Here is a 25,093-nt window from a genome sequence, read left to right on the forward strand (position 1 = left end):
TATGCATTCCTATGTAGAAGATAATGTTAAACCAGATTATGACAGTGTTCTAACTGATATTGCTGATTATGTTTTGGAGATGGAGATTAAGAGTGCGGCTGCTTACGAAACAGCTCGCCTTTGTTTAATGGATACTTTAGGTTGCGGCATGTTGGCGCTTAATTTTCCTGAGTGTACCAAATTACTTGGTCCTGTTGTCCCTGGTGCAGTTTTGCCAGGAGGGGCACGTGTACCCGGTACAAATTATGAACTCGATCCAGTGCAGGCAGCATTTAATATCGGGACAATGGTACGATGGCTTGATTTTAATGACACCTGGCTTGCCGCTGAGTGGGGACATCCATCTGATAATCTGGGTGCGATTTTGGCTGTGGCTGATTATATGAGTCGACAAAATCTACAACAGGGTAAAGCAGCAATTACCATGCATGAAGTATTGACTGCAATGATTAAGGCACACGAGATTCAGGGATGTCTCGCTTTAGAAAATAGCTTTAATCGCGTTGGCTTGGATCATGTTTTGTTAGTCAAGGTTGCCAGTGCAGCCGTTGCTGCGCTGTTACTTGGTGCAGACAGAGATACAATGCTTCGTACTTTATCGCAAGTTTTTGTGGACGGACAAAGCCTGAGAACCTATCGACATGCTCCGAATGCCGGTTCACGTAAGTCGTGGGCTGCCGGTGATGCGACGTCGCGCGCTGTACGTTTAGCTTTGATTGCCACTCGCGGTGAAATGGGTTATCCCAGTGCTTTAACAGCCCCTAAATGGGGATTTTATGACGTTTTATTTGGTGGCAAAGCTTTTAAATTTCAGCGTCCTTATGGCAGTTATGTCATGGAAAACGTTTTGTTTAAATTGTCTTATCCAGCGGAGTTTCACGCTCAAACCGCTGTTGAATGTGCTGTTGCTTTACATTCGCAGGTAAAAGCGCGAATCGCGGATATTGCACGGATAGAACTAGTAACTCATGAGTCAGCAATTCGTATCATTAGTAAGCAGGGGGCTTTGCATAATCCAGCTGACAGAGATCATTGCCTGCAATACATGGTAGCGGTTGCTCTTTTGCACGGTGATCTGCGAGCTGAACATTATGAAGATGAAACGGCCTCTGATCCACGTATTGATCAATTACGTGAAAAAATGCACGTGAGTGAAAATCAACAATTTTCGCGTGACTATCATGATCCTGAAAAACGCTCTATAGCAAATAGCATCAAGCTATTTTTTAACGATGGTACAGAATCGAAATTAGTGACGGTAGAATATCCTATTGGTCATAAACGACGCCGCGAAGAAGGCCTTTCGGTTTTGTTAGCAAAATTTAAACGGAATTTAGCAACCCGCTATGCGCCTGCACGTGTTGAGGCAATTTCCAAAGCAATGAATGATACTAATTCATTAGCCGCATTATCGGTCGTTGAGTTTATGGCTCTTTGGCAGATTTGAGCGAAGTAATCAATGAAGAAGAAAACGCTAGGATGTTTTTTGCTGCTTTCTAGCGTTTTTTTGTTCAATTAGAATTTTCGTTTAATGCCGGCTGTAGCCAGGATCTTGGTGGCAATTTCCTCAATTGAATACCGAGTGGAATTGATATAGGGAATATTTTCGCGTTGATACATCATTTCGACTTCAGCAACTTCACGTCGGCATTGTTCCATCGATGCGTATTGGCTGTTAGGGCGTCGTTCTGTACGTATATGCTGTAATCTTTCTGCGTCAATTGTGAGCCCAAACAATTTATTTTTGTAAGGCCTTAATGATTCAGGTAAGCGAAAAGAGGTTAAATCATCTTCGGCAAAAGGGTAGTTGGCGGCCAAGACACCGAAGTGTAAGGCCATATAGAGGCAGCTGGGCGTTTTGCCACAGCGTGACACCCCAATTAAAATAATGTCTGCTTTCTCATAACCACGTGTTTTAATGCCATCGTCGTGGGCTAAGGCATAGTCTACTGCCTCAATACGTTGGGTATATGATTGCGGATTTGCGACACCGTGAGTACGCCCGACAGTATAAGATGATTTGGCTTGCAACTCATGTTCGAGGGGCCCAAGAAAAGTATTAAAAAGATCAAAAACTTTTGCTTTGGACTGTTTAATTGTTTGAGCAATATCGGGGTTAATCAAAGTCATGAAGATGAGCGGTTTAATACCTGTTTCTTCATAAGAAGAGTCTATGCGCGCAACAGCTGCCTCTGCTTTTGCGACAGTATCAATGTAGGGAATAGTAAGTTTTTCAAACTCAATGTTTTCAAATTGAGTAATTAAACTATTGCCTAAATTTTCAGCGGTAATACCTGTCCCATCTGAAATCATGAAAACATATCGCTTCATCTATAACCTCTTCTTTTGTGAGTAATCTCTAAACTCAAATTTATGATTCTAATCGATTAATAATCTTGCTACCAGCTTATAATAGCTTGGCAAGGTAACTCGCTTCTGTTATTTTCATGAGAGTGATGATTATTGGAAAAGAGATGACAAGCTCGTCTGATAAATTGAGGAATTTGTTGGCCTGGGCTACCGAGATCCAAGCAATTGCTCAGATTGGTCTTACTTACAGTACGGATCTGTATGATAAAGAACGGTATGAACAACTGGCAAAATTGTCTGTTGAAATGATGTCGGCTGTTGTAGATGAAAAAAAAGAGGCGCTTCAGGCAACTTTTCTAAAACAAGCTGGCTATGCGACACCTAAAGTTGATGTCAGGGCTTTGATAATCCAAAATGATGAACTATTATTAGTGCGTGAGGCACAGGATGGAAAATGGGCGTTACCGGGTGGATGGGCAGATGTCAATTATTCGCCTTCTGAGTGTATAGTTAAAGAAGTACATGAGGAAACAGGATTACAGACCCGAGTAAAACGGTTTCTTGCCTTATGGGATACTGCAAAGCATGATCATCCCCCCCACTGGCCTTACATTTATAAATGCATTTTTTATTGTGAGGTAATTGGAGGGCAATTTACCCATAGTCATGAAATTCTCGATATAGGTTTTTTCAGTCTGGGGACTTTACCGCCACTGTCAGAATGCCGGATTACTAGAAGCCAGCTCGAAAAATTAATGAATTTATATGATTCGAATGATTTTTGTACTGTTTATGATTAAATTCCGGGATAAATAAAGATTATGGAACCAGATCGCTACGAGCAAAATAGTAAAGTTTTTATTCTTGGTATCGTTACGCTATTACTTAGTTTAACTTTATTTGCTCTTGGCTTTTATGTTGTTCCCTATCTTTTTTGGGGATGGAATTATGATATCCCTGCGATTGTTTTAAATTGGCATGAATGGTTAAAAGAATATTATGATTTTAGTGAAGCAGGGGCTTCCTGGCTAATTTTTTTCATTTTTATTATTCCAGCCCTGATCTGCGGTTATATTTCTCATCTAGCTTCAAATCACATAGATAATAAAATTCATGGTATTGAACCGGTAAAAACAGACAAGCAGATAGAAATAAAAGAAGAAGTAAAAGCGACGCTAAGTTTTGGTTTCAAAATAGTGTTGCTAATAGTGTTAGTTTTATTAGCCTTGTCGTTACTACAATGGTTATTAACTGTCCCATAAAAGGAGCTGGCATGCTTTTTAAACGGTTTAAAATTAGAAGACTAAATAAAAAAATAAAGGCGATGCAGCATAATCGTGTTCACAATCAGCCAAAAGATGAGGTATTAGCAAAAGAAATTTCTTATTATCATGAGTTAGGAGCCATCTATCATTCTTTAATAGGCCATAAAAAATATCCTTTTGCGGATGTAATGGTTGTTGCCTGCTTACGTGCGGCTTCAACATTGGATGATTCAGTCGCTGGATACCAGCTAGGTAAAAAACTATTGGATGAAGCCAACTACAGAGCAAAACTTGAGGAAGGAAAACTTTTTGCAAGCCCAGGAAATGAGCGCCAAATGCTTCAGCTTTATGAAGAAGCGCATGTCTATTTGCAAGCGGCAGAAAAACTTGGGCATGTGGAAGCAAAACGTTTACGTGGCTTATGCTATATAAATGGTTGGGGTGTTACTCCTGATCGTGATAGAGGATTTGAATTAGTGGTTGCGAGTATCGAGCAGGAAAACAGTTGGGATAGAGTTCCACAGATATTTGCGTCAATAGGCTTGAATAAACCTGAATTTTTCTCCGCTTTAATGAAGCATCGCAATAAAAGTTGATTTAATCAGTCATTGTAAGGAGATCAGTATACTAGCACTGACCTCCTTGCTTTCAGTAAACCTTAGTTAAATAGAAAAGTTAAATACCAATTTATAAAAGACTTTCCACAAAATAGCGAGAAGAGGCCAGCAATACAGAGAAAGGGGCCAAAGGGAATGGGTGTATTTGTTGTGGTTTTTCCTTTGGCTTTTAGATAGATAACTCCTATTAGGATACCGCTTAAGGAAGCAAATAATAAAATAAGTGGTAATTGGGTCCAGCCAAACCAGGCACCAAAAGCGGCAAATAATTTAAAATCACCGTGTCCCATTCCTATTTTACCAGTACATAAGTAAAAGATTTGAATAAATACCCACAGGCATAGATAAGCACAGGCGGCACTTAAAACGGCGTCTGGTAAAGACGTAAAAAGCGATTGCGTATTTGCGATTAATCCTAGCCAAAGCAGGCCTAAAGTAAGGCTGTCTGGTAAGAGTTGATGCTGGAGATCAATAAAGAATAAGCTAATAATAAACCAGATAAATAACAATGCGAAAACCAAGGTTAAATTAAAATCGAAATTCCAGGCAGCTAATAGGGCCAGTAAACAACTGATAATTTCAACCAAGGGATAGCGCGGTGAAATTGAGTGTTTGCATTGCCTGCAACGGCCACCCAAGAATAAATAACTAAGCAATGGAAGATTATGTATTGCAGGGATCATTGTTTTGCAGGCGGGACAGAATGAGCGAGGGAAAAATAGATTTATTTTTTCGCTTAATTCTGGAGACAAGTTCAGTATCTGACGACATTCTTTCTTCCACTCAGCCTGAATCATTAGAGGTAAACGATAAATAATAACATTTAAAAAGCTACCTATAGCCAAAGAAAAAAGGGCAAGCAATGTATAAGTTGTTGGGGAATGAATAATTTGCAATTGATTAAGCATTATTTTCTACACTATTGAGCCAAGTTTAAAAATAGGAAGGTACATGGCAATTATCAAAATACCTATCAGCAGTCCTAAAAGTGACATAATAATAGGTTCTAAGAGATTGTTTAAAGTACTTATTGCGCTATCTACCTCTTCTTCATAATAAGTAGCTATTTTAGTAAGCATCTGCTCGAGAGTACCTGATTCTTCTCCAACAGCGATCATTTCAATTACCATTGCTGGAAATAAGGCTTTACTGCCTAAAGCAGTTTGCAACTGTTGACCATTCCCGATCTCTTTCCAAACGTCATTGATTGCCTGGGTATAGATGGAATTACCTGTCACTTGAGCAACCAATTTTAATGCTTCAAGTAAGGGAAGGCCAGCGGCAAAAGTAATGGAGAGGGTCCACGCAAATCGAGCGATAATGATTTTTGTAAGAACAACCCCAAGAAATGGCGTTTTTAGCAAGCGCTTGTCTAACCATTGTCGAAATTGTTGAGAGCGCTTGAATGCATAGAATGGACTATAAATAATACCAAGTAGTGCGCCAGTGATTATAAGCCAGTAATTTTGAAAAACCTGAGATAAATAAATGATACCTCGTGTTAATAAAGGAAGATCAGCCTCAAAGGTTTTGAATAATTGTGCAAATTGTGGAATAACGAATGTCAACAGTGCAACGGTGACAAATAGAGCTATGCTTAAAACAGCACAAGGATAGGTGAGTATTTTTTTAATTCCTCTTTTAATGACACCCATTTTTTCTTTATAAACTGCCAGCTTGGTTAACGTGACCTCAAGCGAGCCTGACTTTTCGCCGGCATCGACAAGATTGCAAAACAGGGTATTAAAAAATGATGGATGTTTACGAAAGGACTCTGTGAGCGTAAGCCCCGTTTCTATATCTTTTTTAACAATTTGCAGTAGAGTTTTCATTGCTTGATTTTTACAGCCCTTAATAAGCGTTTCAAAGGATTGAATTAAGGGTATGCCTGCCTCGATTAGGGTTGCCATCTGTCGGCTAAACAATGTGATATCATTTGTGGTAATTTTTTTATTGAAACGGAGACAAGAGAAGAACGATTGTTTGCTTATTTTCTTAGTAATCACTCCTTGCTTGCGTAATTCAATTTTAACTGCTGCAAGATTGGGGGCTGCAAGGGAGCCTGTCAGTTTTTCTCCATGACGGTTGAGTCCCTGCCATTGATAGTAGTTTATTTTGTTAGTCATACATTACTCAAAGCTACTCGTTGAACTTCTTCTATGGTGGTAAGCCCTTGCTTTATTTTTTCAAGACCTGATTGATAGATAGTGACCATGCCTTCGCGTTGCGCTTGTTGGAGAATACCCATTGAATTTCCTCCGGCCATAATAAGTTCTGTTATTGTTTGGGTCATGGGAAGTAATTCAAATAAAGCTATTTGGCCATAATAGCCATTGATACATTGCTTACAGCTGCCCGATTTATACAATTGGAGCGTATAGAGCTCTCCCTTATGAAAACCCAGTTTTATTAAATCGTCCGGAGGAATATCATTGCGTAGCAGTTTGCAATAAAGACATAAGCGTCTTACTAAACGTTGCGCAACTAATAAACGAGTAGTGCTAACGATGTTGAAAGGCAGGATACCCATATTGAGTAAGCGGTTAAGTGTTTCAGCAGCACTATTCGTATGCAAGGTAGATAAAACAAGATGGCCAGTTTGAGCTGCTTTAATAGCGATTTCTGCTGTTTCAAGATCACGAATTTCACCTACCATAATAACGTCAGGATCTTGTCGTAAAAAAGCACGTAAGATGGTAGGGAAAGTCAAGCCAGCTTTGGTATTAATATTAACTTGGTTAATCCCTGGTATTTTAATTTCCACAGGGTCTTCGACAGTTGAAATATTTCTTTCTTCACTGTTTAACAGGGCAAGTGCTGAATAAAGGGAAATTGTTTTGCCGCTGCCTGTAGGACCGGTTACCAGGATCAGACCTTGTGGTTGTGTTATAGCGTTTAAAAACTGTTTTTTTTGAACTGTGTTAAATCCCAGTGCATCTATGCCTAATTGGGGAAGTGCTTGCTCAAGAATTCTTATAACAATTTTTTCGCCATGAATGGTAGGGCAAGTATTTACCCGGCAATCAATCGTGCGGCTATGGGATATGTTCATTTTAAAATGCCCATCTTGTGGGACGCGACGCTCAGAAATATCAAGATTAGCCATTACTTTAATGCGGGATGTAATCTGATTGGTTAGGCTTAGGGGCGGTGATATTGCTTCGAATAACAAACCATCTCGACGATAACGAATGCGATATTTATGTTCATAAGGTTCAAAATGAATATCAGATGCTCTTTTAGTAATTGCATCCTGTAAACAATGATTCACAAATTGAATAGCTGGGGCTATCTCTTCAGGGTTTTCATAATTTTCTAAATAGGTCAGGCCAATTGGGGCATGCTGTTTTTCTTTTCCAGACAGTATGTTATTAATTAATTTACCGAGTTTATCGCTTTCAACGACTACGATAGAGACAGGAAGCTCTGTATGAAATTGAATTTCTTTTAATAAAAAGGGTTTGCCAGGATCGTCCGTGGCTAAAAATAAGCGATTGGAACGAATAAAAAGCGGTACAATATGGTGGCGGCGAATTAAATGTTCATTAATCAGGGTGTGAGAGATAGAATTGATGTCAATACTATCCAGGTCGATTAAGGGAACAGAATAATGTTCTGCTATCGCTTGTGCAAGTTTTTGCGCACAAAATAATTGGCCACCAATTAAATATTGCAACAAAGTTTGTTGGTTTTTAAAAGCAATTTCTTGATATTCAAGTGCTTTTTCAGTCGTGATAAGTTTATTTTGTACGAGTAATTGGGCAATTCCTTGTAGTTGTTCTTGTGGCTTTATTGTCTTTTCCATGATTAGCCTTTTAATTTCCCTCAGTTACTATAAAGAAAAAAAAGCTAAATTCAATATGTTCTGCATAAAGGTAAGGCTAGAAGATTGGGGCCAGACTATCTGGCAAAAGATTTCGTGGTGAAAAAGCCCAACGGTAGATTTAAACACATTGGGCTCGATTACGTAGTTCATTATCCAAAAAGATATTGGATCCCTAAAGAGAGAATATAACTTTTATTGGCAATACCCGCTGCATTATTGAAATATGCGCGCTCACCAGTCATGTTATCTATTATCTCAGTGTCAGCTATTCCTATTGAATAGTGATTATAGGAGGCTGCTGCGAAAAGCTTCGTACTTTGAGTAAAATGATACCCAGCATCAATAGTTGCTGAATAGAACCTTGAGTTTTGCCCACGCTCTTTGAAGGTTAGGCCACGAGAGTAGTGTTCATCTCGATCTTGCGCATTAGCCCAATCACTAAATTTAAGCAGAGCATTAAACTCAAAATTATTGATTATATATTTTCCTGATAAACCTATGTAAGGAGTATTAAATTTCTGTTGATAACCTATTCCCCCTTCATCATTTACAAAACAGCCTATCTCACTGCCATTTTCATACTGATAGCAGCCACCAACTGCACGCCAACTATAACTATTTCTTTGATACCCTGCGACAACGCCTAATTTATAGTTTTGTTTTTGCATGATCCATGCTCGTAGATTCAAATCGAGTTCATTACCATAATTAAGGTGGGTATTTTCATGATGAGACCAATCCGTCCAATTAGATTGAAAAGGATCCAGCCAATCATAATCATCCATTGTCGTTTTGCTTTTACCTAGAGTAACCCATCCTCTGCCATTGAGACTAAGCCAGGATAGTAAATCATAATTGACTTCACCATTAACGATAGGTGCGTTTTTGATCCGCCAATCCAGTTGACTTATTTTTCCTCCAGTCTCCGAATCATAAACGTATTCTTGTGATTTGCCGGATAAACTTCCCAATGAGGCACTAAGCGACAAACCATTAAAACTATAATCGGTCGAGCCTTTAGAGGCATTGGCATTCAGAGAAAAAGTCAAAGGCAGGGCGATAAGAGCCAACATAACTACTTTATTATTTTGCATATTTTTCCTAGTTAAGCGCCGATTATCCTTTCAGCAAATTGGTTAAAAATCGCCGAATTATTATGGCTCACAATGCGCTTGTCAAGAACAAAAAAGGAAAATGTTGGCCATGGAGGGCTTTAATGGAGCATTCTAGATTTAAAATTGAATTAGGCAGGATTGGAACAGGGGCTTTCTATTGTTGAATAGTGGTAGCTTCCTTAAACCAATGCATAAAAAAGATCTGCTTATGCTTGATGGTTATTGTAAATAGATATCTTGCTGTAGAGTATGACTGTATGATACAAAAAGGAAGTTTTGCTTATTAAATATGAGGCGAGTGCTTTGTCTTTCGAGGATCTGAAAACTAGGTTTTATGCCCTTGATGACTGGTTTAACTCGCCGCAGGGCATTCATTTAGGACATGCTTTCATTGCGGAATTAGCCCATCTTAGTGATTTTTTGTATGGGACTACCTTATTACAGCTAGGAAGTTGCGGTGATAATTTGTGGCTGCAAGCATTGCATTATAGCCATAAATGGTTAGTTACCCCCTACTTAAATCCAGCTAAAAGTACCCTGATTAGTTCCTTTACTCAATTACCTCTTGATAGGGAGAGTGTCGATTGTGTAATTGCTCCTTTAACCTTGGAGGCTTTTACGCATCAAAAAAACCCATTAGATGAGATTGATAGAGTTTTAAAGCCTATGGGATATGCAGTTTTTTTGGGAATAAATCCTATGAGCCTTTGGGGAGTCAAGATGCATCTGGGAAGATTGCCTTGCTTTGGTGCTTATGCTGGTAAATCAATGTCTGCTTTTTTTGTAAAGAGAGCTATGGTTCATCGTGGTTATGTACTTTGTAATTTATCGAGTTTTTATTACATTCCCCCACTAAAAAAAGAAAAATGGTTACATAAATTAGAAATACTTAATGAATTAGGTAAAATGATTTGGCCTTGCCCCCCTGGATTTTATTGTTTGGTAGCCCAAAAACAGCAAGAGGCTCATCCTGATGTGCTTTTGGAAACTGCTTGCGAAGACGAGTTCTTACTGACGAATCGGGTGCCGTTGCAACCAATTTAAATTGTGGATACCGATCAATAAAAACGCTTAATTGCTTGGATAAGCCCATGAACATTCGGTATAATAGCCTTGGTTTATTTTTAGGTTAGTTTGCATGTCAAAAAAATCACTTTATCGTATAACGTTCGCAAATCAGGAAGCAATTTATGAGATTTACGCGCGTAAAGTTTCTGAAAGTGAAATGTTCGGTTTTCTCGAAGTTGAGGATTTTGTTTTTGGTGAGAATACATCCTTGGTTGTCGATCCGTCTGAAGAGCGTTTGAAGGTAGAGTTTAATGATGTGACGCGTACTTATATTCCAATGCATTCTGTTTTTCGTATTGACGAAGTTAGTAAGCAGGGTGCTGCGAAAGTTAGAGATAAATCGAAAGATGAAGGTAAGGTAAGCATGTTTCCAGTTTCTGGTAAACGTAAAGATTAATAACCCGATCGTCAAAATTCTTAGGATATCAGATGTCTATTCCAAGTAAAATCAAAGAGGTTTATGAAAAATCAAGTTGCCTATTTACTACTAAAGAAGTTGAGGCTGCTCTAGATAGAATGGCGATTAATATTCATGAACAGTTACAGGATAAAAATCCTGTTCTTTTGTGTGTGATGATTGGCGGATTAGTCCCTATGGGGAATTTGTTGCCGCGCCTTGATTTCCCTTTAGAAGTAGATTACGTCCACGCTACACGTTATCGTGGTGAAATTACAGGTGGGGAGTTGCATTGGAAAGTAAAGCCTAGTATTGATTTGACAGGAAGAACGGTTTTAGTTGTTGATGATATTCTTGATGGCGGTGTTACCCTGGCAGCTATTGTTGAAGAAGTCAAGGTGATGGGGGCAGCAGAAGTCTATTGTGCTGTATTAGTCGACAAACACCACAAGCGTGTACCTAATGGTTTAAAAAAAGCTGATTTTGTAGGTTTGCAAGTCGATGACCATTATATTTTTGGATACGGTATGGATTACAACGAGTATCTACGAAATGCGCCTGGTATTTTTGTTGTTGCTCCTGAGCATGATAATTAATCAGAGCTCTAAAGTTCTTAAACGAACATTATCCCGTAAAAATTGCATGGCAATTTATACGGGATCCATTTAGCGTTCTCTCAGTGCCGTTTGCTGAGCTTTTAAAATGGGTTTTAACAAATAGTCCAAGACGGACTTTTTGCCAGTTAGAATATCGACTGTTGCCATCATGCCTGGTATGATGTAAAGCGGTTTTTTCTCACTTCCCAAGTAATTTTTTTCTGTTCTGACGCGAATTAAATAATAGGTTTCCTCTTTGCCATTAGTTGGTTTTTCGTCAGTAATTGTATCGGCACTGATATTTGTTCAACTTTGCCAGGTAAGCCACCATAAATTGAAAAATCATAGGCGGTTAATTTAACTACGGCGTTTTGTCCAGGACGTATAAAGCCTATGTCCGCTGGTTTTATTTTTGCTTCAATCAATAAAGTATCATCAAGAGGAACTATTTCAATGATATCCATTCCCGGTTGAATAACGCCACCTATGGTGTTTACTTTGAGCCTCTTTACAACGCCCTTTACTGGCGAGCGAACAGTGGTACGAGTGAGTCTATCTTTATCTGCTCGATGGGCGGCATTAAGAGCCCCTAACTCACCTTTAGCTTTATTGAGTTGTTCAAGAGCTTGCGATTTGAATTGATGAATTTTACCTTTTATTTCACTGACAGAACGTTCTAATCTTAAAATTTCAACTTCTGAAATAGCACCTTTGGCAACTAATGGTTTAGAGAGTGATAACTCTTTATCTGCCGCAAGTAAAGCATCATTGAGTTGTTTTAATTCTTCTTGTCTCGACTGGTATAAGGCTTTTTCAGCCTCAATAAGTTCCGCGTTATTTTCAGCAAATTCTGGTGGAATATTCATTGGTTTTTGATTCATTTCCGCAGTGATACGTAGTATCTGAATTTCTAAAGCAGCGATTTTCTTTTGTGCTTCATCATAAGTTGCCATAAATCGAGTATTGTCTATTTGCATCAATACCTGGTCTTTATCGACGATCTCGCCCTCATGGACGTAGAGTTTACTGACGATACCACCCTCCAGATTTTGGATAACTTGTACTTGGCTTGAAGGAATAACTTTTCCTTGTCCCACAGTCACTTCGTCAAGAATAGCGTAATTTGCCCAGAGAGTAGCGCATATAATAAATAAAACAGAACTCCAAAGAATAATGTGAGTAAATAGACGTGATTTTTCTTCGCGCCTCATTTTGTTTTCCTCTCGACAGTCATGCCAGCTTTTAATGCTGAAAGTACAGATTCTTTAGGACCATCAGCGATTAATTTACCATCATCAAGAATGATAATTCTATTGACCAGTTCCAGCATGGAAAATTTATGCGTGACTAAAATAAGGGTATGATTTTCTGTCATATGCCCAAGCAGTTGGGTTTTAAAATGTCGCTCACTATTGTCATCCATTGCGGAAGTTGGTTCATCAAGAAGCAATATATTGGGATTACGTAACAAGGCTCTGGCGATTGCGACAGATTGCCGTTGTCCACCCGACAGTTGACTTCCTTTTTCACCAACTTGTCTGTCAAAACCGTCAGGATGGCTGTTTATAAAGGAAGTAACGCCCGCAATATTAGCGGCTCTTATTAAAGAGGCGTCATCAATAAAAGGGGCTCCAACACAGATATTGTCTCGGACACTACCATAGAATAAAGTGATATCCTGTGGGACATAGCCAATTTGCTGTCTCAAATCATCGGGATTAATTTGGCGATAATCCGTATCATCAAGAAGGATGGTCCCATCGCCAGGCAAATAAAGTTTAAGTATTAAACGGGCAAGCGTCGATTTTCCTGAGCCCACACGACCAATAATGGCAACCTTTTCTCCGGCTTTAATTTTAAAGCTGATCGCTTTTAAAATAGAATTTTTAGCATCATCATAGTTAAAGGAGACTTGATGAAATTCAATTTGTCCACGCAACACCGGTCTGTGCAGAAAGTGACTATCTTCATTAACATCAATTGGTAATTGCATAATGCGATTAAGCGATGTTAATGCGTTAACGGATTGATAATAACGAGTCAAAAGCGAGGCCACTTGCGACATGGGAGCAAGTGCACGGCCAGTTAAAATGGTGCAGGCGATAAGTGCTCCCATTGTTAAATCACCTTCGCTAATAAGATAGACACCGGAGAGAACCATGATAATTGTTGCAGCCTGTTGTGCAAGAATAGTGAGATTAATACTGGTATTGGATACTAGACGTAATTTCATTCCTGTTTTTGCGGCAAGACCAATTAATTGCTCCCATCTTGATTGTAAGGCAGATTCAGCAGTGGTTGTTTTTACTGTTTCAATATTGGAAAGCGATTCAAATAGAATGGCTTGCTTTTCCGCTGCGTATTGATAAGACTGTTTTGTCAATTTTATCAAAGGGAATTGCAGTAAAATACCGATAACAAAAATAATGGGGATAGTAAGCAAAGGAATCCAGAATAAACTGCCACCTATAAAATAAATAACTAAAATAAAAATAACGACAAAGGGTAAATCAACTAAAATTGTTATCGTGCTTGAAGTGATAAAGTCCCGGAAAATTTCAAAAGATTGAACCGTGTTGGTTAAGGCTCCTACTGATTTTGGCCTGGTATCCATACTGATTCCTAATATCTGCTCAAAAATGTTTGCAGATAATTCAATATCACTACGTTTACCCGCTAAATCAATAAAATGTGAACGTAATGTTTTAAGTAAAACGTCAAAGAGAAACACCAAGCCAACACCGCTGGCTAATACCCACATCGTTGCAATGGCATGGTTAGGTACTACACGGTCGTAGACATTCATTGTAAACAAGGGAATAACCAACGCAAAAATGTTAATTAGCAGAGAGGCCACCAATACTTCAGAGTAGGTCGGCCAAGACTTTAGGAACACTTTCCAAAACCAGTTTTTTGGGGGCTTCCCTAAGGTTTCTTCGGCACGGGTAGTATATTTATATTCTGGTTGCACCAAAATGGTTTGGCCAGTATAGCTATCTGAAATGGCTGCCGGATCCAGTTGTTCAGTGGGCGTTTGGGGATTAATAATCTTACGCTTTCCTTGGGCATCTTGTATTAATAAGCAGGCTTCGCCTTTTTCCAATAGTAAAACTGCAGGAAGTTCATTGCTCTTGATTTTATCGATAGATTTATCGAATATTTCCGCACTCAATGAAGCACGCTCAGCTGCTCGGGCAAATAACTTAACAGTGAGTTTATTTTTTTCCAAAGGTAATCTTGCCGTCAAAGATTGTGCAGAGTAGGGATTTCGATAATAACGCGTTAGTAACACAAGACAACCTAACAAAGAGTCTTGTGGAGGAAGTGTATGTAAATCAATGGTTGACCAGGATTGTCTTTTGAAAGTAGCCATCTCATTACTGTGTTATTGTTTTAATTCAGTATAGAGCGAATTTATTAGTTTTTGCGAATTTTTGTTGAGTGATCATGCAAACATCTTTCCAAAAGAAAGTCATTATCAAAATATTGCAAGAATAGTCGTTGTTAAGCCCATCAACATTTTTAGAATAATAAATTTATAGAAATTTAAATTTATCAGGTAGTTGTAAACGCACTAGTATCTTGGTGTGGCTAAATTCAATGCTAAATGTATCAATATTTTACAAATCAAGGTTAAAAGTATACATTTAAAATAGGTCTACTCCAAGAAAATCAGTTATGGGCTTCTTCAGAAAGACTCTCCGCAAAGAGCATTTGTTGGATAGAGGGATCTATTCTGATAGTAAAGGGCATTTGGCGCAAAGAATAGATTACGCTTGGAATATTTATAATAGTCCTAAACCAAAGTACACAACAGCTCATAAAGATGCGGCTCTTTCATTTCTGCGTGCTAGTTTTAATATCCCCGAAAGTTATAAAAAAGAGCAGGCAGTAGAAAAAATAGCTGCCTTAATGGCGTTAAAGGCCGCTAATCCTGACAAAAAATTTGTACCAAAACTACCGGATCCTGAACGACGGGAAGTTGTGGCTGGAGGCACTCCATCTGTGGCCGTAAGGGTAGCCGAGATTAGAGCCAATGGCCAAACTTAAGTATATAACTTCACCTTCTACCAGCCATTTATCAAAAAGTACAGCTCAAATGGTAGACAAATTTATTAAGAGCGTAAATGGTGATATAGATGAGTTAAACAGGCTTATTAAAGTTTATAACGATACGAGGGATAAAGAAGGAAAAATTAGAGCCCTGCAAGGGGTATATCATTATGCAAAGATTGTGGATAGTAAGTACCAAGCTGCATATATGAGTTTTTCAGCTGGTTATCGTGAAACGATTCATCAGACGTTATATAGCAATGTAAAGAAAGAATTTGCAAAGCTGGGAATTTTATCCTTACATAAGGTTTTAGAGATAAATCCTGCCTCGCCTCCTATCACCCCTGTTAATAAAGATAGCTTTGCAGAAATACTTGCCAATATGTCGCCTGAAAAGACCTCGCGCTTGTTAACTATTTTAGCCGAGGGGGCAAAATTTGATTTGACAGATTTTAAAAGGTTATATAGCCGCGGCGAAGAAGGCTATGAGGAATTTCAATCCTTTTTAAAGAAGCACTCTATTCAATTTTTGGGCGGAGGAAATTCAAAAAATTTCAAAATCACTTCCCTTGCTGATGGCTCAGAAATTGTTTTGAAAGTCGATAATCGCTTAAATATGCCCAAAAAAGTTGAGGCGCATCTCAGGGAGCATTCACTCAAGGCAACACTCACTCCAGTTGCGGCAGAACGACAAGCTACTTATGTGGACGCGAGTAGTAGTGAAAGATGGACTCGAACATTGTTGCTAACTGAGTTTTGTGCTGGCGGTGATCTGGAGAGTCATTCAAAACAACGTCCGAACAATGCTGCTCGCCTGCAATCAGCTCTTGATATCTATAGTCAAATGGGAACTATTCTAAATGATATTAGTCGGGATGGCTGTGGTTTTCCTGACATGAAAAACACGAATTGGCTGTTAGATCGCAATGGAAGGGTACGTCTTGCGGACACCAAATCTTTTGCATTTACCGATGCGGCGGGAAATATTGATTACAAAAGTCCAGCAAATGAATGGTGCAGTCTTCTATCAACAGGTTATATGAATCCACCTGAATTTAAGCGTTGGGATAGAGTACCTTTCTCGGCAGATAAAATGCATTCTTTTATGTTAGGAAAAAATTTATATCAATATCTTACTCAATGTGATTTTGAATACCTTTATAGGAAAAATGATGCTGCAGAGTTTGATTTCTCAGCGCCAATTTTCCAAAGTGCACCAGGACGTCAATTAAAAACACTCATTTCTGCAATGATTAAAGTCGACCCGGCACAACGTATTCCAGTCAGTGAAGCAGTCTCTGAATTGACAAGAATCCAAAAAATAATTGCTGTAAATGAATGTAATGAAATTTTAGAAAAAATTAACAGGAAGGGATTTGGCAAAGCGGATACAGCAATGAATGCATTTGTTATGGCTAAGCAGGCTGAGATTCTAGAAGCAAAAAATCTCGCTGAGGTTGGTAAAATAAAAGATGAATTAAACGCTTTCGAACAAGTTAAAGTGGATCCTCAATTAATAGGGTTAAGGGAGGCGCTAGTTAGTTCTGGAGATAGAAACGCTGTAATTGCATTAAATCAAATTCCAGTAAAAGAAAGAGGAAATATAATGGCGGCAACCTCTCCTGAAGCTCTTGTAGCCAAGGAGTTAATAGTTGTTCATCGTTACAAAAGTGAATGTAAGAGGGTTTTAGCTACAATTGCGCACGAAGAATTGGGTCCAAACGATGTGGCAATGAGGGATTTTATTGAGAAAAAGAAACGTGCAATTGCAGAAACAAGCGATCCTGACGTACTTTTAAAACTAAAAACCGAACTAACAAGCACGTTGGAGCAGTTAAAAAAAGATTCTTCAGTCAAGGAGGTCAAATCAATTATTCAAGACTTTCGCAACAATGCAGGTTTATTGACTGTTGGTATGAATGCCAAGGCTACTCGAATTGAAGATGCTCTTATGAGGGTGCCAATTGAAGAAAGAAGAAATTTACATATCAGTAAAAACCCTGCTGCTGTTGAAGTTCAAAAGGCGATAGCTTCACACCGCTATTGGGGTAAAAGAGGGGAAGTCTATTTGAATAAAGATGGGACAGTTGATGAAAAGAAAGCGGCTAATAGCTTTAAGGATTTTAAAGCCCGCCTAAATGCTGCGAAGGACTCTCCCGCAGAAGAGACTCCTGCCGTGCGTATGAAGACTTAATCGGTTGAAATGAGCTATGTACCTCTCAAGCAATTTTATTTCTGTGTGGAAATTGACTTAATGCGGAGCTTATTTGTTTGTACAAGTCAGGCAACCAGCGTGGTTGAGCGAAATTGGAAGTTGCTGGTTTAGCAATCCGCAGGTCGTTAGGTGCAATAATAAGTTTTACATGGCTTAAGCCTACACGGCGTACGAGAAGAAAAAGCTGATCAATAGCCCGATCACCGACTGCTAAACAACCAACAGATAATGATTTACCATGAAGAAAAATATTATTACCAAGTCTGCGGCGCCCATCTTTACTGGCTTGCAGCCGATCGAAATGATTTGGGTAATCAATCATCATTGATAAGTGCATGCTACTGAAAGGATTAAATGTTATTAATCGATATATTCCCTCGGGGATTTGTCCATCTCTTTCTTTGAGTTTAGGGCCTAAACGACCGCTGAAGGCGGTTAATGGGTAAGTATGGATATAGCGCCAGGTAGTATTGCTATCTTTTGCCCATAATTCCATTCTTCTTTCTTTTTTGAAGGCTAAGAGTGCTATGTCTTTGGGAGGGTATGCGACGTTCGATTTTGCAAATAGTCTAAGGAGTTCTGGCTCAGTTCGCAGACCATATTTTCTAACTGCATTATCAACCGCATTGTCCCAATTTAATTTGGGAGCCATGCTGTAAGACGATGTAAATACTAATATTGATAAGACTAAAAACAAACTGCGCATAATAGTAATAGTATAAAAATTTCCGACATGTTAACAAAAAATAAACAATGGAACAAATTATCTACAAGGTGATTTTATTTTCCCATTCTTTACAATTACTCTATCTAACCTCTTGTATAACAAAACAAATTATAAGGAATCAGAATCCTGCTTAAATTTGTTTTGTAGTTGTATCGGTAACTGTTTAACAACAAAACCAGGAGCAGAATCCAGCCGCCCTACAGAAGGGAGCAAGCCATAGTGGTTAGGGCACATAAACCTTACAGTACTATCAGGCCCAATTTTATAAAAGACATATTTATAATCACAATAAGTTTGTTTGTTAAAGCTAGCCACTTGCAAAATGGGGGTTCCTGGAAGTCTATTTTCAACAAACACTGCGTTCACCCATAAATTTCCTAATAGAAGAAACAGTCCTGTGATGAGGCATGCAGATAACAAGCCTGTACTATAGTGAATCAATTTGGTTTGAGTATTACTACTTAGGCTGAATAACAAATAAATAGTTGCTGCGAGCAAGACGATTAAATTGAGTGAGTAAATTATAGCGTGGGTATAATTAAAATAGCTACCAAGAATTTCACCACCGGAAGCACGGTAATGCAAAGCTAATGCAATAAGGCTTAACCATAAAGAGGCGACAATATAGTTTTTACGTTGTAATCTAATGCCTAAAAGAAAAAAAAGGCACCCCAAAAAGGGGAGTAAAAAATGGATTGCATCCATCAAGTTCATCATCAAGCTAGTCCCTTTCTAAAATTAGAGTCAGTTAATGCGCTTAACTCAGTAGAAATATCTCATTAGATTGAGATAGTAGAGTATCAGATTTTTATAGAAATGCACCAGCTATGATTTACTCAGGCTTTGTATTATGCATTCAATGCAAATTCTCTTTCTGAATTTCTAAGTCTGTTGACTCTCTAATTAATAATAATATGGGTTCTACAACAATTGGTAATTGTTTTTTGGCATTATTTACAGGTAAAGGAAGTTGCCGTTGTAAAAATTGAGGGAGGGCACTACTGACATAGATAAGTGAATTTGGCTTATTTTTATTCCTTAAATTCATTTGTTTTAATTCGTGGGGTTTTAAAGGATTGCGAGGATGAACGCTTCCTAGCCAGAGCGGTTGATGAAAATGGTGTAAATGATAGTTAGAGCGCCAAATTCGCAAAATTTGCATGGGGTTCCCATCATTAGGCTGATAGGTCATCACGAGAACCGGTTTACGATTTAAGTAGAGTTGCGCCATTAGAGGAAGTTGCGCAGAGGCCCCTTGCCCGCTAACCCGAGTTAAGATTGAATTAAAAAGAGAATCATGCTGCTTTTTCCAACCAAAAGCCGTGAGGGCATTGGTAAAATGAACTAACGAACCAGCATACTGAATATTGAACAAACTGATACGTTGGCCAATGCGATTGGTACGATACATAGGTAAAAGAGGTTTCCTTTGATTCCACCACAATTCATCAGTAAATACATATTGGGCAAAATAGGGTTGATGGCTTCGTATCGATTTATTATAGGTTAACAAACAAGAGGTCATGCTTCCTAAAAACAATGAGACTAAAATAATGGCAGGTACAAGGAATGGGCGAACAACCTGCTGAGCCTGACGCCTATAAAATAACCAATGGCTGAGACTAAGGCTAAAACCACAGAGATAGGCACCGAGGTTATCGGTGAACCAGTTATCTCCCAAATAAATCGATGCTAATCCGGCAAGCAACAAGCTTAATGATAAGATTATTTTGAAAAGGCCATTTAGTCGTCCCGGATAATAGGTTTTCATATAAAAGATAAGGGATGAAAACAAGGCCGTAGCATAAGTAAGCTCAATAGTTGGAAAGGAGTTACCAGCTTGAATTTCCAAAAGATCTTGCGGCCGAGGACTGTGGATAAGCAAGTGCACGGCTAGAAGTATAAGGGTGCAAAACAAATTGAGGCTTAGCCAATAAGTTAAGGAGCGCCAGTCTTGTGCATAAACTGTTAAGGCGGTCACAGTTAATATCAAAGTAATTAATGTTAAAGGACTTACTATTTGACTAACAACAATGAAAAAAACATCAAAGGCATGCGTACGCAGGCTTTGCATGAAAAGATGTGTGGGACTATTAAGGACACTAATCCAGTCGCCATGCATCACAAGTGCAGCAAGAATAAGAAATAAAAGAGTACTTAGCCCAAGCAACATAACTAGGGCTGCAGTTGGATAATAATTGGTTTCGTAGGCAGGCGTAACCAGTTTGAAAAATTTAGCCCAGTGAGGATGAGTTGAAGACCAGGACCAAAAATCATGTAAACTCGATCGTAGTAGGCGATTAATGCGGATAAAGAGCCACTTAAGCCCTACACTCAACAACCAAATACTTGCCAGTAAAACTAAAATAAGAACGAAGAGGCGAGTAGCACTTTCAGGGGAGAGTTCACTACTGGCTGCACCAATTAACACACCAGGGGTAACATAAATAATTGCCCAAGCAATAGCTGAAAGGGCATTGGCAATAAAAAAGCGCCAATGACTCATGTGCATCATTCCTGCAATTACCGGAATAATGGAGCGTAAGGGGCCTATAAATCGCCCTACCAACACGCTTTTACCGCCGTGTCGGGCAAAGTAATCTTTGCCATAAAATAACCAGTTCGGGTAGCGGCTAAAAGGCCAGATGCTAACAAGTCGGTCGCTAAAGGCGTAGCCTAGCAAATAACTGCTACTATCTCCTGCAATTGCTCCCAAAGTTGCAGCAAGAAGTGTTAAATCAATACGCATAACGCCTGATCCGGCAAGAATGCCAATAGCAGTCATAGTGACTGAACCAGGGATGATCGAGCCGACAATTGCTAGTGATTCAGTAAGCGCAATGAGGAACGTTATAATTAAGGCCCAATGAGGATGGGTATAAAGCCAAGCAGTTAATGGTTCAATGTAATCAGTGAATAAATGCATAGATTATCTATCAGTGTTCAAATTGAGTTAAAAATGCTTCAGTAAACAGTTTACTGGCGCCAGCAACACTTACGTCCGGTACATAATCACTTATTTGAGCCATTTTCAGTTTAGCAAAACCACAAGGGTTTATACTTTGAAAAGGGGCGAGATCCATAGCAACATTAAGCGAAATTCCATGATAAGTGCAACCATTTTTCACGCGTAAGCCAATAGAGGCTATTTTTTTATCTTCAACATAAACACCAGGCGCACCACATCGTATTGAGCCGGGGATCTGATAATTTGCCAGAAGATTTATCAAAACTTGCTCTAGCTGGCTTACCAAGGTTCTAATACCAAGATGGCGCCTTCGGATGTCCATTAATACATACGCAACCAATTGGCCCGGACCATGATAGGTAACTTGTCCACCGCGATCACTCTGGACGATTGGGATATCATTAGGGTTTAAAATATGCTCAGCCTTACCAGCTTGTCCTTGAGTATACACTGCCAAATGTTCTAGTAGCCATAATTCATCAATTGTACTTTCATTCCGCATAGAGGTGAATGATTTCATTTTATCCCAAACTGTTAAATAGGGTTGTAGGCCTAAATTACGGATATTAATCATCATAACACCATTTTGATGTCAGGATGCTTGGTTAAGTCGCGGTAAAGCGCATCAAGCGTCAATTGATCTTTGGCATGCACCACTGCAGTAATAGCTAAATAATTCCCGTGCTTGCTTTCTTGATGCCTGATTGCTTTATCCGGTGTTTCTGGAAAATGTTTGTGAATAATCTCTATAATATCCGTGGCGAAATTAGCGTTTTTTTTCCCAACTATTTTCAGAGGAAAATCACAAGGAAACTCGATCATAGATTTTTTATCATTCATGAGTGTTTTTTATCAGTTGTTGATAGTGTTCATTCAGTTGTTGCCAATACATACCACCGTAGCCTTTGCCGATGATGCAATCATTAATACGTGTTACGGGATAAATTTCTTTAGTCGTACTCGTTATCCAAACTTCCTGCGCATTAAAAATAGATTCAATGGGGATTTTTTCTTCTTGCAGGGGTAAAGAAAGCGATTTTATGAGATCAATCGTAATCTGGCGTGTAATGCCAGGTAGACAAAGGTTATCCAATACAGGTGTACGAATAGTCCCCTGTGCATCTACTAAAAAAATATTGCTCGCACTTCCTTCAGTTAAAAAACCTTCACGGGATAAAATCGCGGTATTTGCTCCTACGGATACAGCATCGTCATTAGTGAGGATATTTGCCAATAAAGACGTGGTTTTAATATTACAACGTGACCAGCGAATATCTTCCACCAGCATGGCATGCAAACCGCGTTTTTTAGCTTCAAAACTGGGGTAGGGGGTATGCAGGGTAAACGCAATCACCGTGGGATTTAATCCCTCCGGGATGTCGTGTTTGCGTAGTCCCTGATTACCACGGGTGACTTGTAAGTAAACCTGCAAATCACCACTACCATTTTGTTTAATCAGTTCATGAAAAATCGCACGCCAATCAATGTCAGGCATCTTAATTCTTGCCTGAGTGAGGCTGGATTCCAATCTTTGTAAATGGCTATTCACGAAGAAAGTATGTCCATTGTATACCGGAATTACCTCATAAACAGCGTCGCCGAATAAAAAGCCACGGTCAAATACCGATATTTTCGCGTCCTCTGTTTTACAGTAATCGCCGTTAAGATACACAATGCCTGTCATAGCTATGCCTTTGCCTTTACTAACCGAACCAACGCTTAAATGTTAATCGGACAGAGTCTTTCATTCGAGTAAAAATACCTCCTTTTTCAACGTCTTCAAGCGCGTAAAGGGGTTGAGTTGATATTATATTGTTGTCAAATTGAATAACCAGTTCGCCAATAGCATCCCCTTTAGCAATAGGTGCTTGAAGATTTTGGGGGACTTTTGTATTAATGCTTAATCGTTGATATTGACCATTAGGAATAGTGACAAATTGATCTTCACGCACCCCAATGGTTAATTTATCTGTTGAGCCTTTGTAAATAGGGGTTTCAGCAATGGATTGACCGGCTTTATAAAGTGCATGAGTTTCAAAAAAGCGAAAGCCATAGTTAAGTAACCGTTCACTGTCGTCTGCTCTTGCTGATTCGCTAGGAGAGCCCATGACAACAGCTAATAAGCGCATATTTTCTCGTTTAGCTGATGATACCAGGCAAAAACCAGCCTCGTTGGTATGTCCTGTTTTTACTCCATCGACTTGATTATCTCTCCATAACAGACGATTGCGGTTAGGCTGACGTATTCCATTATAGGTAAACCATTTCTGTTTATACCAATGGTAATATTGAGGAAAATCATTAATTAGGGCACGACCCAGGATAGCCAAATCCTTCGCGGTGGTATATAGATTGGGATCCGGTAAACCAGTACTGTCGGTGAAATGGCTATCCTTCATACCCAGATTTTGTGCTTGTTGATTCATAATTTCAGCAAAGCCAGGCTCGCTACCACCTAAATGCTCAGCCATTGCAACGCATGCATCGTTACCAGAGTCTACAATAATACCCTTTAACAGGTCTTCAATAACCACATCTTGCCCTTCTTTGACAAACATGCGTGAACCACCGGTTTTCCAAGCATCACGACTGATATGAACGTTATCATTTAAATGAATCTGCTGATTATGTAATGCATGGGAGATGACATAAAGTGTCATCATTTTGGTTAGGCTGGCTGGAGGTAATTTTTCCTCGCTATTTTTTTCAGCGATAATTTTACCACTGTTTACATCAATAAGAATGTAAGCCTTGGCATTTAGTGTGGGTGCTGAAGGGGTAATCAGTGGTTTGTTCGCAACGGGGGATGAAGCAGGTACGGCTCCAGACAAACCGGATTTAGGTAAAACATCAACCGCCGCATAAAAACTATTAGATGTTGCAAGTAGCGTAGTTGCGATTAATAAGCGAATGAAAGGAAATGGTAACTTCATGGTTTCTATACTCATTATTACAAAACGCCGCCATCTTACCACAGCCTGAATGATGCAACCAAATGGCATTAGGGTATTTTAATACGATTTAGCTTTGTATATATTAGGTAAATATTATTTGTTCGAGTTAAAGAATGCGATTTGTTTGTTTTTTAGCCATATTTTTGTTAACGAGTTGTAGTACTAACCGAGATTTAACTGTTTCCCCTGGTAAATCCTCTAAGAGATATAGCCAAGAGAAAGACGGCGCACCAGCAGGCCCAGTTCCGGTATCTTTCAAAGAGGTGAAACCTAAAAATGAACCATTTAGCCGCTATGGTAATCCAGAATCTTATGCGGTAGATGGTCAGACTTATGAAGTAATGAAAAGCTCTGGTGGTTATAAGACGCGAGGTATAGCGTCTTGGTATGGGACTAAATTTCATAGTCATCGGACTTCCAGTGGTGATGATTATGATATGTATGCTATGACAGCTGCGCACAAAACCTTGCCATTACCAACCTATGTCAGAGTGAAAAATTTGAGTAATGGGCGGGTGGCTATTGTTAAAGTTAATGATCGAGGCCCATTCCATAGTGATAGGGTTATTGATCTCTCTTATGCTGCTGCTATAAAACTGGGTCTATTGCCTAAGGGTACTGCACCGGTTGAAATCGAAGCGTTGAGTACTGGTAAACACGTTGCTCATTATTACGTACAGGCTGGTGCTTTCAACTCAGAACAATTAGCTAATATCCTGCAAAATAAATTAGCAAAATTAACACCATCGCCTGTTGTTGTTGAGAAATATGCCAATCGCTTTGTTGTTAAAGTCGGTCCCTTTGCTGATAAACAGATGACATCTAATTTAAAAAATAAGCTGGCTGCTAATGGTGTGCATGGTTCTTTTACCTTATTACAATAAGATGGCAAAAGGCATTTGAATTGAGGGGCTGTTGATAGGTCTTTTATCTTGGCCAAAAAGCTTTGATTTCCTGTATTTCGTTGCTCACTGACTCTAGC

Annotated in this window: 24 protein-coding genes; 10 read left to right on the top strand and 14 right to left on the bottom strand. The window is 39.1% G+C overall.

Translation table 11 applies throughout. From position 1 onward, the window contains the following. Window position 1 precedes the first annotated feature (1 nt). The gene (locus tag Lfee_RS15670; RefSeq protein ID WP_058447910.1) at window positions 2-1,447 is read left to right on the top strand and encodes a bifunctional 2-methylcitrate dehydratase/aconitate hydratase; all 1,446 of its coding nucleotides are present in this window, start codon (window positions 2-4) and stop codon (window positions 1,445-1,447) included. A 68-nt stretch (window positions 1,448-1,515) separates the two neighbouring features. Here Lfee_RS15670 and ppsR read toward each other — a convergent pair whose 3' ends face one another. Next, window positions 1,516-2,331, bottom strand: coding sequence for a posphoenolpyruvate synthetase regulatory kinase/phosphorylase PpsR (ppsR, locus tag Lfee_RS15675; protein WP_058447911.1), 816 nt, complete (start codon window positions 2,329-2,331; stop codon window positions 1,516-1,518). Between the two features lie 143 nt (window positions 2,332-2,474). On the opposite strand from ppsR, the gene Lfee_RS15680 reads away from it, so the two are divergent. The 3 genes from Lfee_RS15680 to Lfee_RS15690 are packed head-to-tail and all read left to right on the top strand — an operon-like array spanning window position 2,475 to window position 4,171. After that, complete coding sequence (locus Lfee_RS15680) at window positions 2,475-3,110, top strand: NUDIX hydrolase (RefSeq protein ID WP_064088284.1); 636 nt, start codon at window positions 2,475-2,477, stop codon at window positions 3,108-3,110. A gap of 21 nt (window positions 3,111-3,131) precedes the next feature. Beyond that, entirely contained in the window at window positions 3,132-3,572 is a 441-nt protein-coding gene (locus Lfee_RS15685) for a hypothetical protein (protein ID WP_058447913.1), read from the top strand. An 11-nt stretch (window positions 3,573-3,583) separates the two neighbouring features. Further along, complete coding sequence (locus tag Lfee_RS15690; protein WP_058447914.1) at window positions 3,584-4,171, top strand: SEL1-like repeat protein; 588 nt, start codon at window positions 3,584-3,586, stop codon at window positions 4,169-4,171. A 62-nt stretch (window positions 4,172-4,233) separates the two neighbouring features. Here the strand turns inward: Lfee_RS15690 and Lfee_RS15695 are convergent, their stop codons facing one another. From Lfee_RS15695 to Lfee_RS15710, 4 genes are all read right to left on the bottom strand, one after another. Then, on the bottom strand, window positions 4,234-5,100 hold the full coding sequence (locus Lfee_RS15695; RefSeq protein WP_058447915.1) for a prepilin peptidase: 867 nt from the start codon (window positions 5,098-5,100) through the stop codon (window positions 4,234-4,236). Window positions 5,101-5,106: 6 nt separating this feature from the next. Beyond that, window positions 5,107-6,318 (bottom strand): type II secretion system F family protein, encoded by a 1,212-nt coding sequence (locus Lfee_RS15700; RefSeq protein WP_058447916.1) that lies wholly within the window; start codon window positions 6,316-6,318, stop codon window positions 5,107-5,109. Further along, window positions 6,315-7,997, bottom strand: coding sequence for a type IV-A pilus assembly ATPase PilB (gene pilB, locus Lfee_RS15705; protein ID WP_058447917.1), 1,683 nt, complete (start codon window positions 7,995-7,997; stop codon window positions 6,315-6,317). The genes Lfee_RS15700 and pilB overlap by 4 nt, the downstream gene beginning before the upstream one ends. 170 nt (window positions 7,998-8,167) lie before the next feature. After that, on the bottom strand, window positions 8,168-9,112 hold the full coding sequence (locus Lfee_RS15710; RefSeq protein WP_058447918.1) for an omptin family outer membrane protease: 945 nt from the start codon (window positions 9,110-9,112) through the stop codon (window positions 8,168-8,170). 297 nt (window positions 9,113-9,409) lie between these two features. On the opposite strand from Lfee_RS15710, the gene Lfee_RS15715 reads away from it, so the two are divergent. From Lfee_RS15715 to Lfee_RS15725, 3 genes are all read left to right on the top strand, one after another. Then, window positions 9,410-10,177 (top strand): class I SAM-dependent methyltransferase, encoded by a 768-nt coding sequence (locus tag Lfee_RS15715; protein WP_058447919.1) that lies wholly within the window; start codon window positions 9,410-9,412, stop codon window positions 10,175-10,177. Between the two features lie 94 nt (window positions 10,178-10,271). Further along, complete coding sequence (locus tag Lfee_RS15720; protein ID WP_058447920.1) at window positions 10,272-10,598, top strand: DUF1820 family protein; 327 nt, start codon at window positions 10,272-10,274, stop codon at window positions 10,596-10,598. Window positions 10,599-10,630: 32 nt separating this feature from the next. Next, a complete protein-coding gene (locus tag Lfee_RS15725) occupies window positions 10,631-11,194 on the top strand; it encodes a hypoxanthine-guanine phosphoribosyltransferase (protein WP_058447921.1) in 564 nt (187 codons plus the stop codon). 236 nt (window positions 11,195-11,430) lie between these two features. Here the strand turns inward: Lfee_RS15725 and Lfee_RS15730 are convergent, their stop codons facing one another. Together Lfee_RS15730 and Lfee_RS15735 are read right to left on the bottom strand one after the other, a co-directional pair. Next, on the bottom strand, window positions 11,431-12,405 hold the full coding sequence (locus Lfee_RS15730; protein ID WP_238584945.1) for an HlyD family efflux transporter periplasmic adaptor subunit: 975 nt from the start codon (window positions 12,403-12,405) through the stop codon (window positions 11,431-11,433). Continuing rightward, the gene (locus Lfee_RS15735; RefSeq protein WP_058447922.1) at window positions 12,402-14,567 is read right to left on the bottom strand and encodes a type I secretion system permease/ATPase; all 2,166 of its coding nucleotides are present in this window, start codon (window positions 14,565-14,567) and stop codon (window positions 12,402-12,404) included. The genes Lfee_RS15730 and Lfee_RS15735 overlap by 4 nt, the downstream gene beginning before the upstream one ends. A 305-nt stretch (window positions 14,568-14,872) precedes the next feature. Between Lfee_RS15735 and Lfee_RS15740 the strand changes: the two genes are divergently transcribed. After that, window positions 14,873-15,244, top strand: a complete 372-nt coding sequence (locus Lfee_RS15740) for a hypothetical protein (protein ID WP_058447923.1) — start codon at window positions 14,873-14,875, stop codon at window positions 15,242-15,244. Further along, window positions 15,231-17,441: a protein kinase family protein gene (locus tag Lfee_RS15745; protein ID WP_058447924.1), complete on the top strand. Its 2,211-nt coding sequence runs from the start codon at window positions 15,231-15,233 to the stop codon at window positions 17,439-17,441. The genes Lfee_RS15740 and Lfee_RS15745 overlap by 14 nt, the downstream gene beginning before the upstream one ends. Before the next feature lie 25 nt (window positions 17,442-17,466). Here the strand turns inward: Lfee_RS15745 and Lfee_RS15750 are convergent, their stop codons facing one another. From Lfee_RS15750 to Lfee_RS15780, 7 genes are all read right to left on the bottom strand, one after another. Further along, a complete protein-coding gene (locus Lfee_RS15750) occupies window positions 17,467-18,168 on the bottom strand; it encodes a L,D-transpeptidase family protein (RefSeq protein ID WP_112854605.1) in 702 nt (233 codons plus the stop codon). A 129-nt stretch (window positions 18,169-18,297) separates the two neighbouring features. Further along, entirely contained in the window at window positions 18,298-18,906 is a 609-nt protein-coding gene (locus Lfee_RS15755) for a hypothetical protein (protein ID WP_058447925.1), read from the bottom strand. A 139-nt stretch (window positions 18,907-19,045) separates the two neighbouring features. After that, window positions 19,046-21,115, bottom strand: coding sequence for a VTT domain-containing protein (locus tag Lfee_RS15760; protein WP_064088281.1), 2,070 nt, complete (start codon window positions 21,113-21,115; stop codon window positions 19,046-19,048). A gap of 10 nt (window positions 21,116-21,125) precedes the next feature. Next, window positions 21,126-21,728 carry a lipoyl(octanoyl) transferase LipB gene (gene lipB, locus Lfee_RS15765; protein WP_058448059.1) on the bottom strand — a complete coding sequence of 201 codons (603 nt, stop codon included), beginning with the start codon at window positions 21,726-21,728 and terminating at the stop codon, window positions 21,126-21,128. Between the two features lie 2 nt (window positions 21,729-21,730). Further along, the gene (locus tag Lfee_RS15770) at window positions 21,731-21,997 is read right to left on the bottom strand and encodes an HP0495 family protein (RefSeq protein WP_058447926.1); all 267 of its coding nucleotides are present in this window, start codon (window positions 21,995-21,997) and stop codon (window positions 21,731-21,733) included. After that, on the bottom strand, window positions 21,990-22,841 hold the full coding sequence (locus Lfee_RS15775) for a D-amino acid aminotransferase (RefSeq protein ID WP_058447927.1): 852 nt from the start codon (window positions 22,839-22,841) through the stop codon (window positions 21,990-21,992). Before Lfee_RS15775 ends, Lfee_RS15770 begins: the two co-directional genes overlap by 8 nt. 19 nt (window positions 22,842-22,860) lie before the next feature. After that, a complete protein-coding gene (locus Lfee_RS15780; protein WP_112854609.1) occupies window positions 22,861-24,090 on the bottom strand; it encodes a D-alanyl-D-alanine carboxypeptidase family protein in 1,230 nt (409 codons plus the stop codon). A 134-nt stretch (window positions 24,091-24,224) separates the two neighbouring features. On the opposite strand from Lfee_RS15780, the gene Lfee_RS15785 reads away from it, so the two are divergent. Beyond that, window positions 24,225-24,995: a septal ring lytic transglycosylase RlpA family protein gene (locus tag Lfee_RS15785; RefSeq protein WP_058447929.1), complete on the top strand. Its 771-nt coding sequence runs from the start codon at window positions 24,225-24,227 to the stop codon at window positions 24,993-24,995. The last annotated feature ends 98 nt before the right edge of the window (window positions 24,996-25,093 follow it).

The organism is Legionella feeleii (genome assembly GCF_001467625.1).
Classification (GTDB): Bacteria; Pseudomonadota; Gammaproteobacteria; order Legionellales; family Legionellaceae; genus Tatlockia; species Tatlockia feeleii.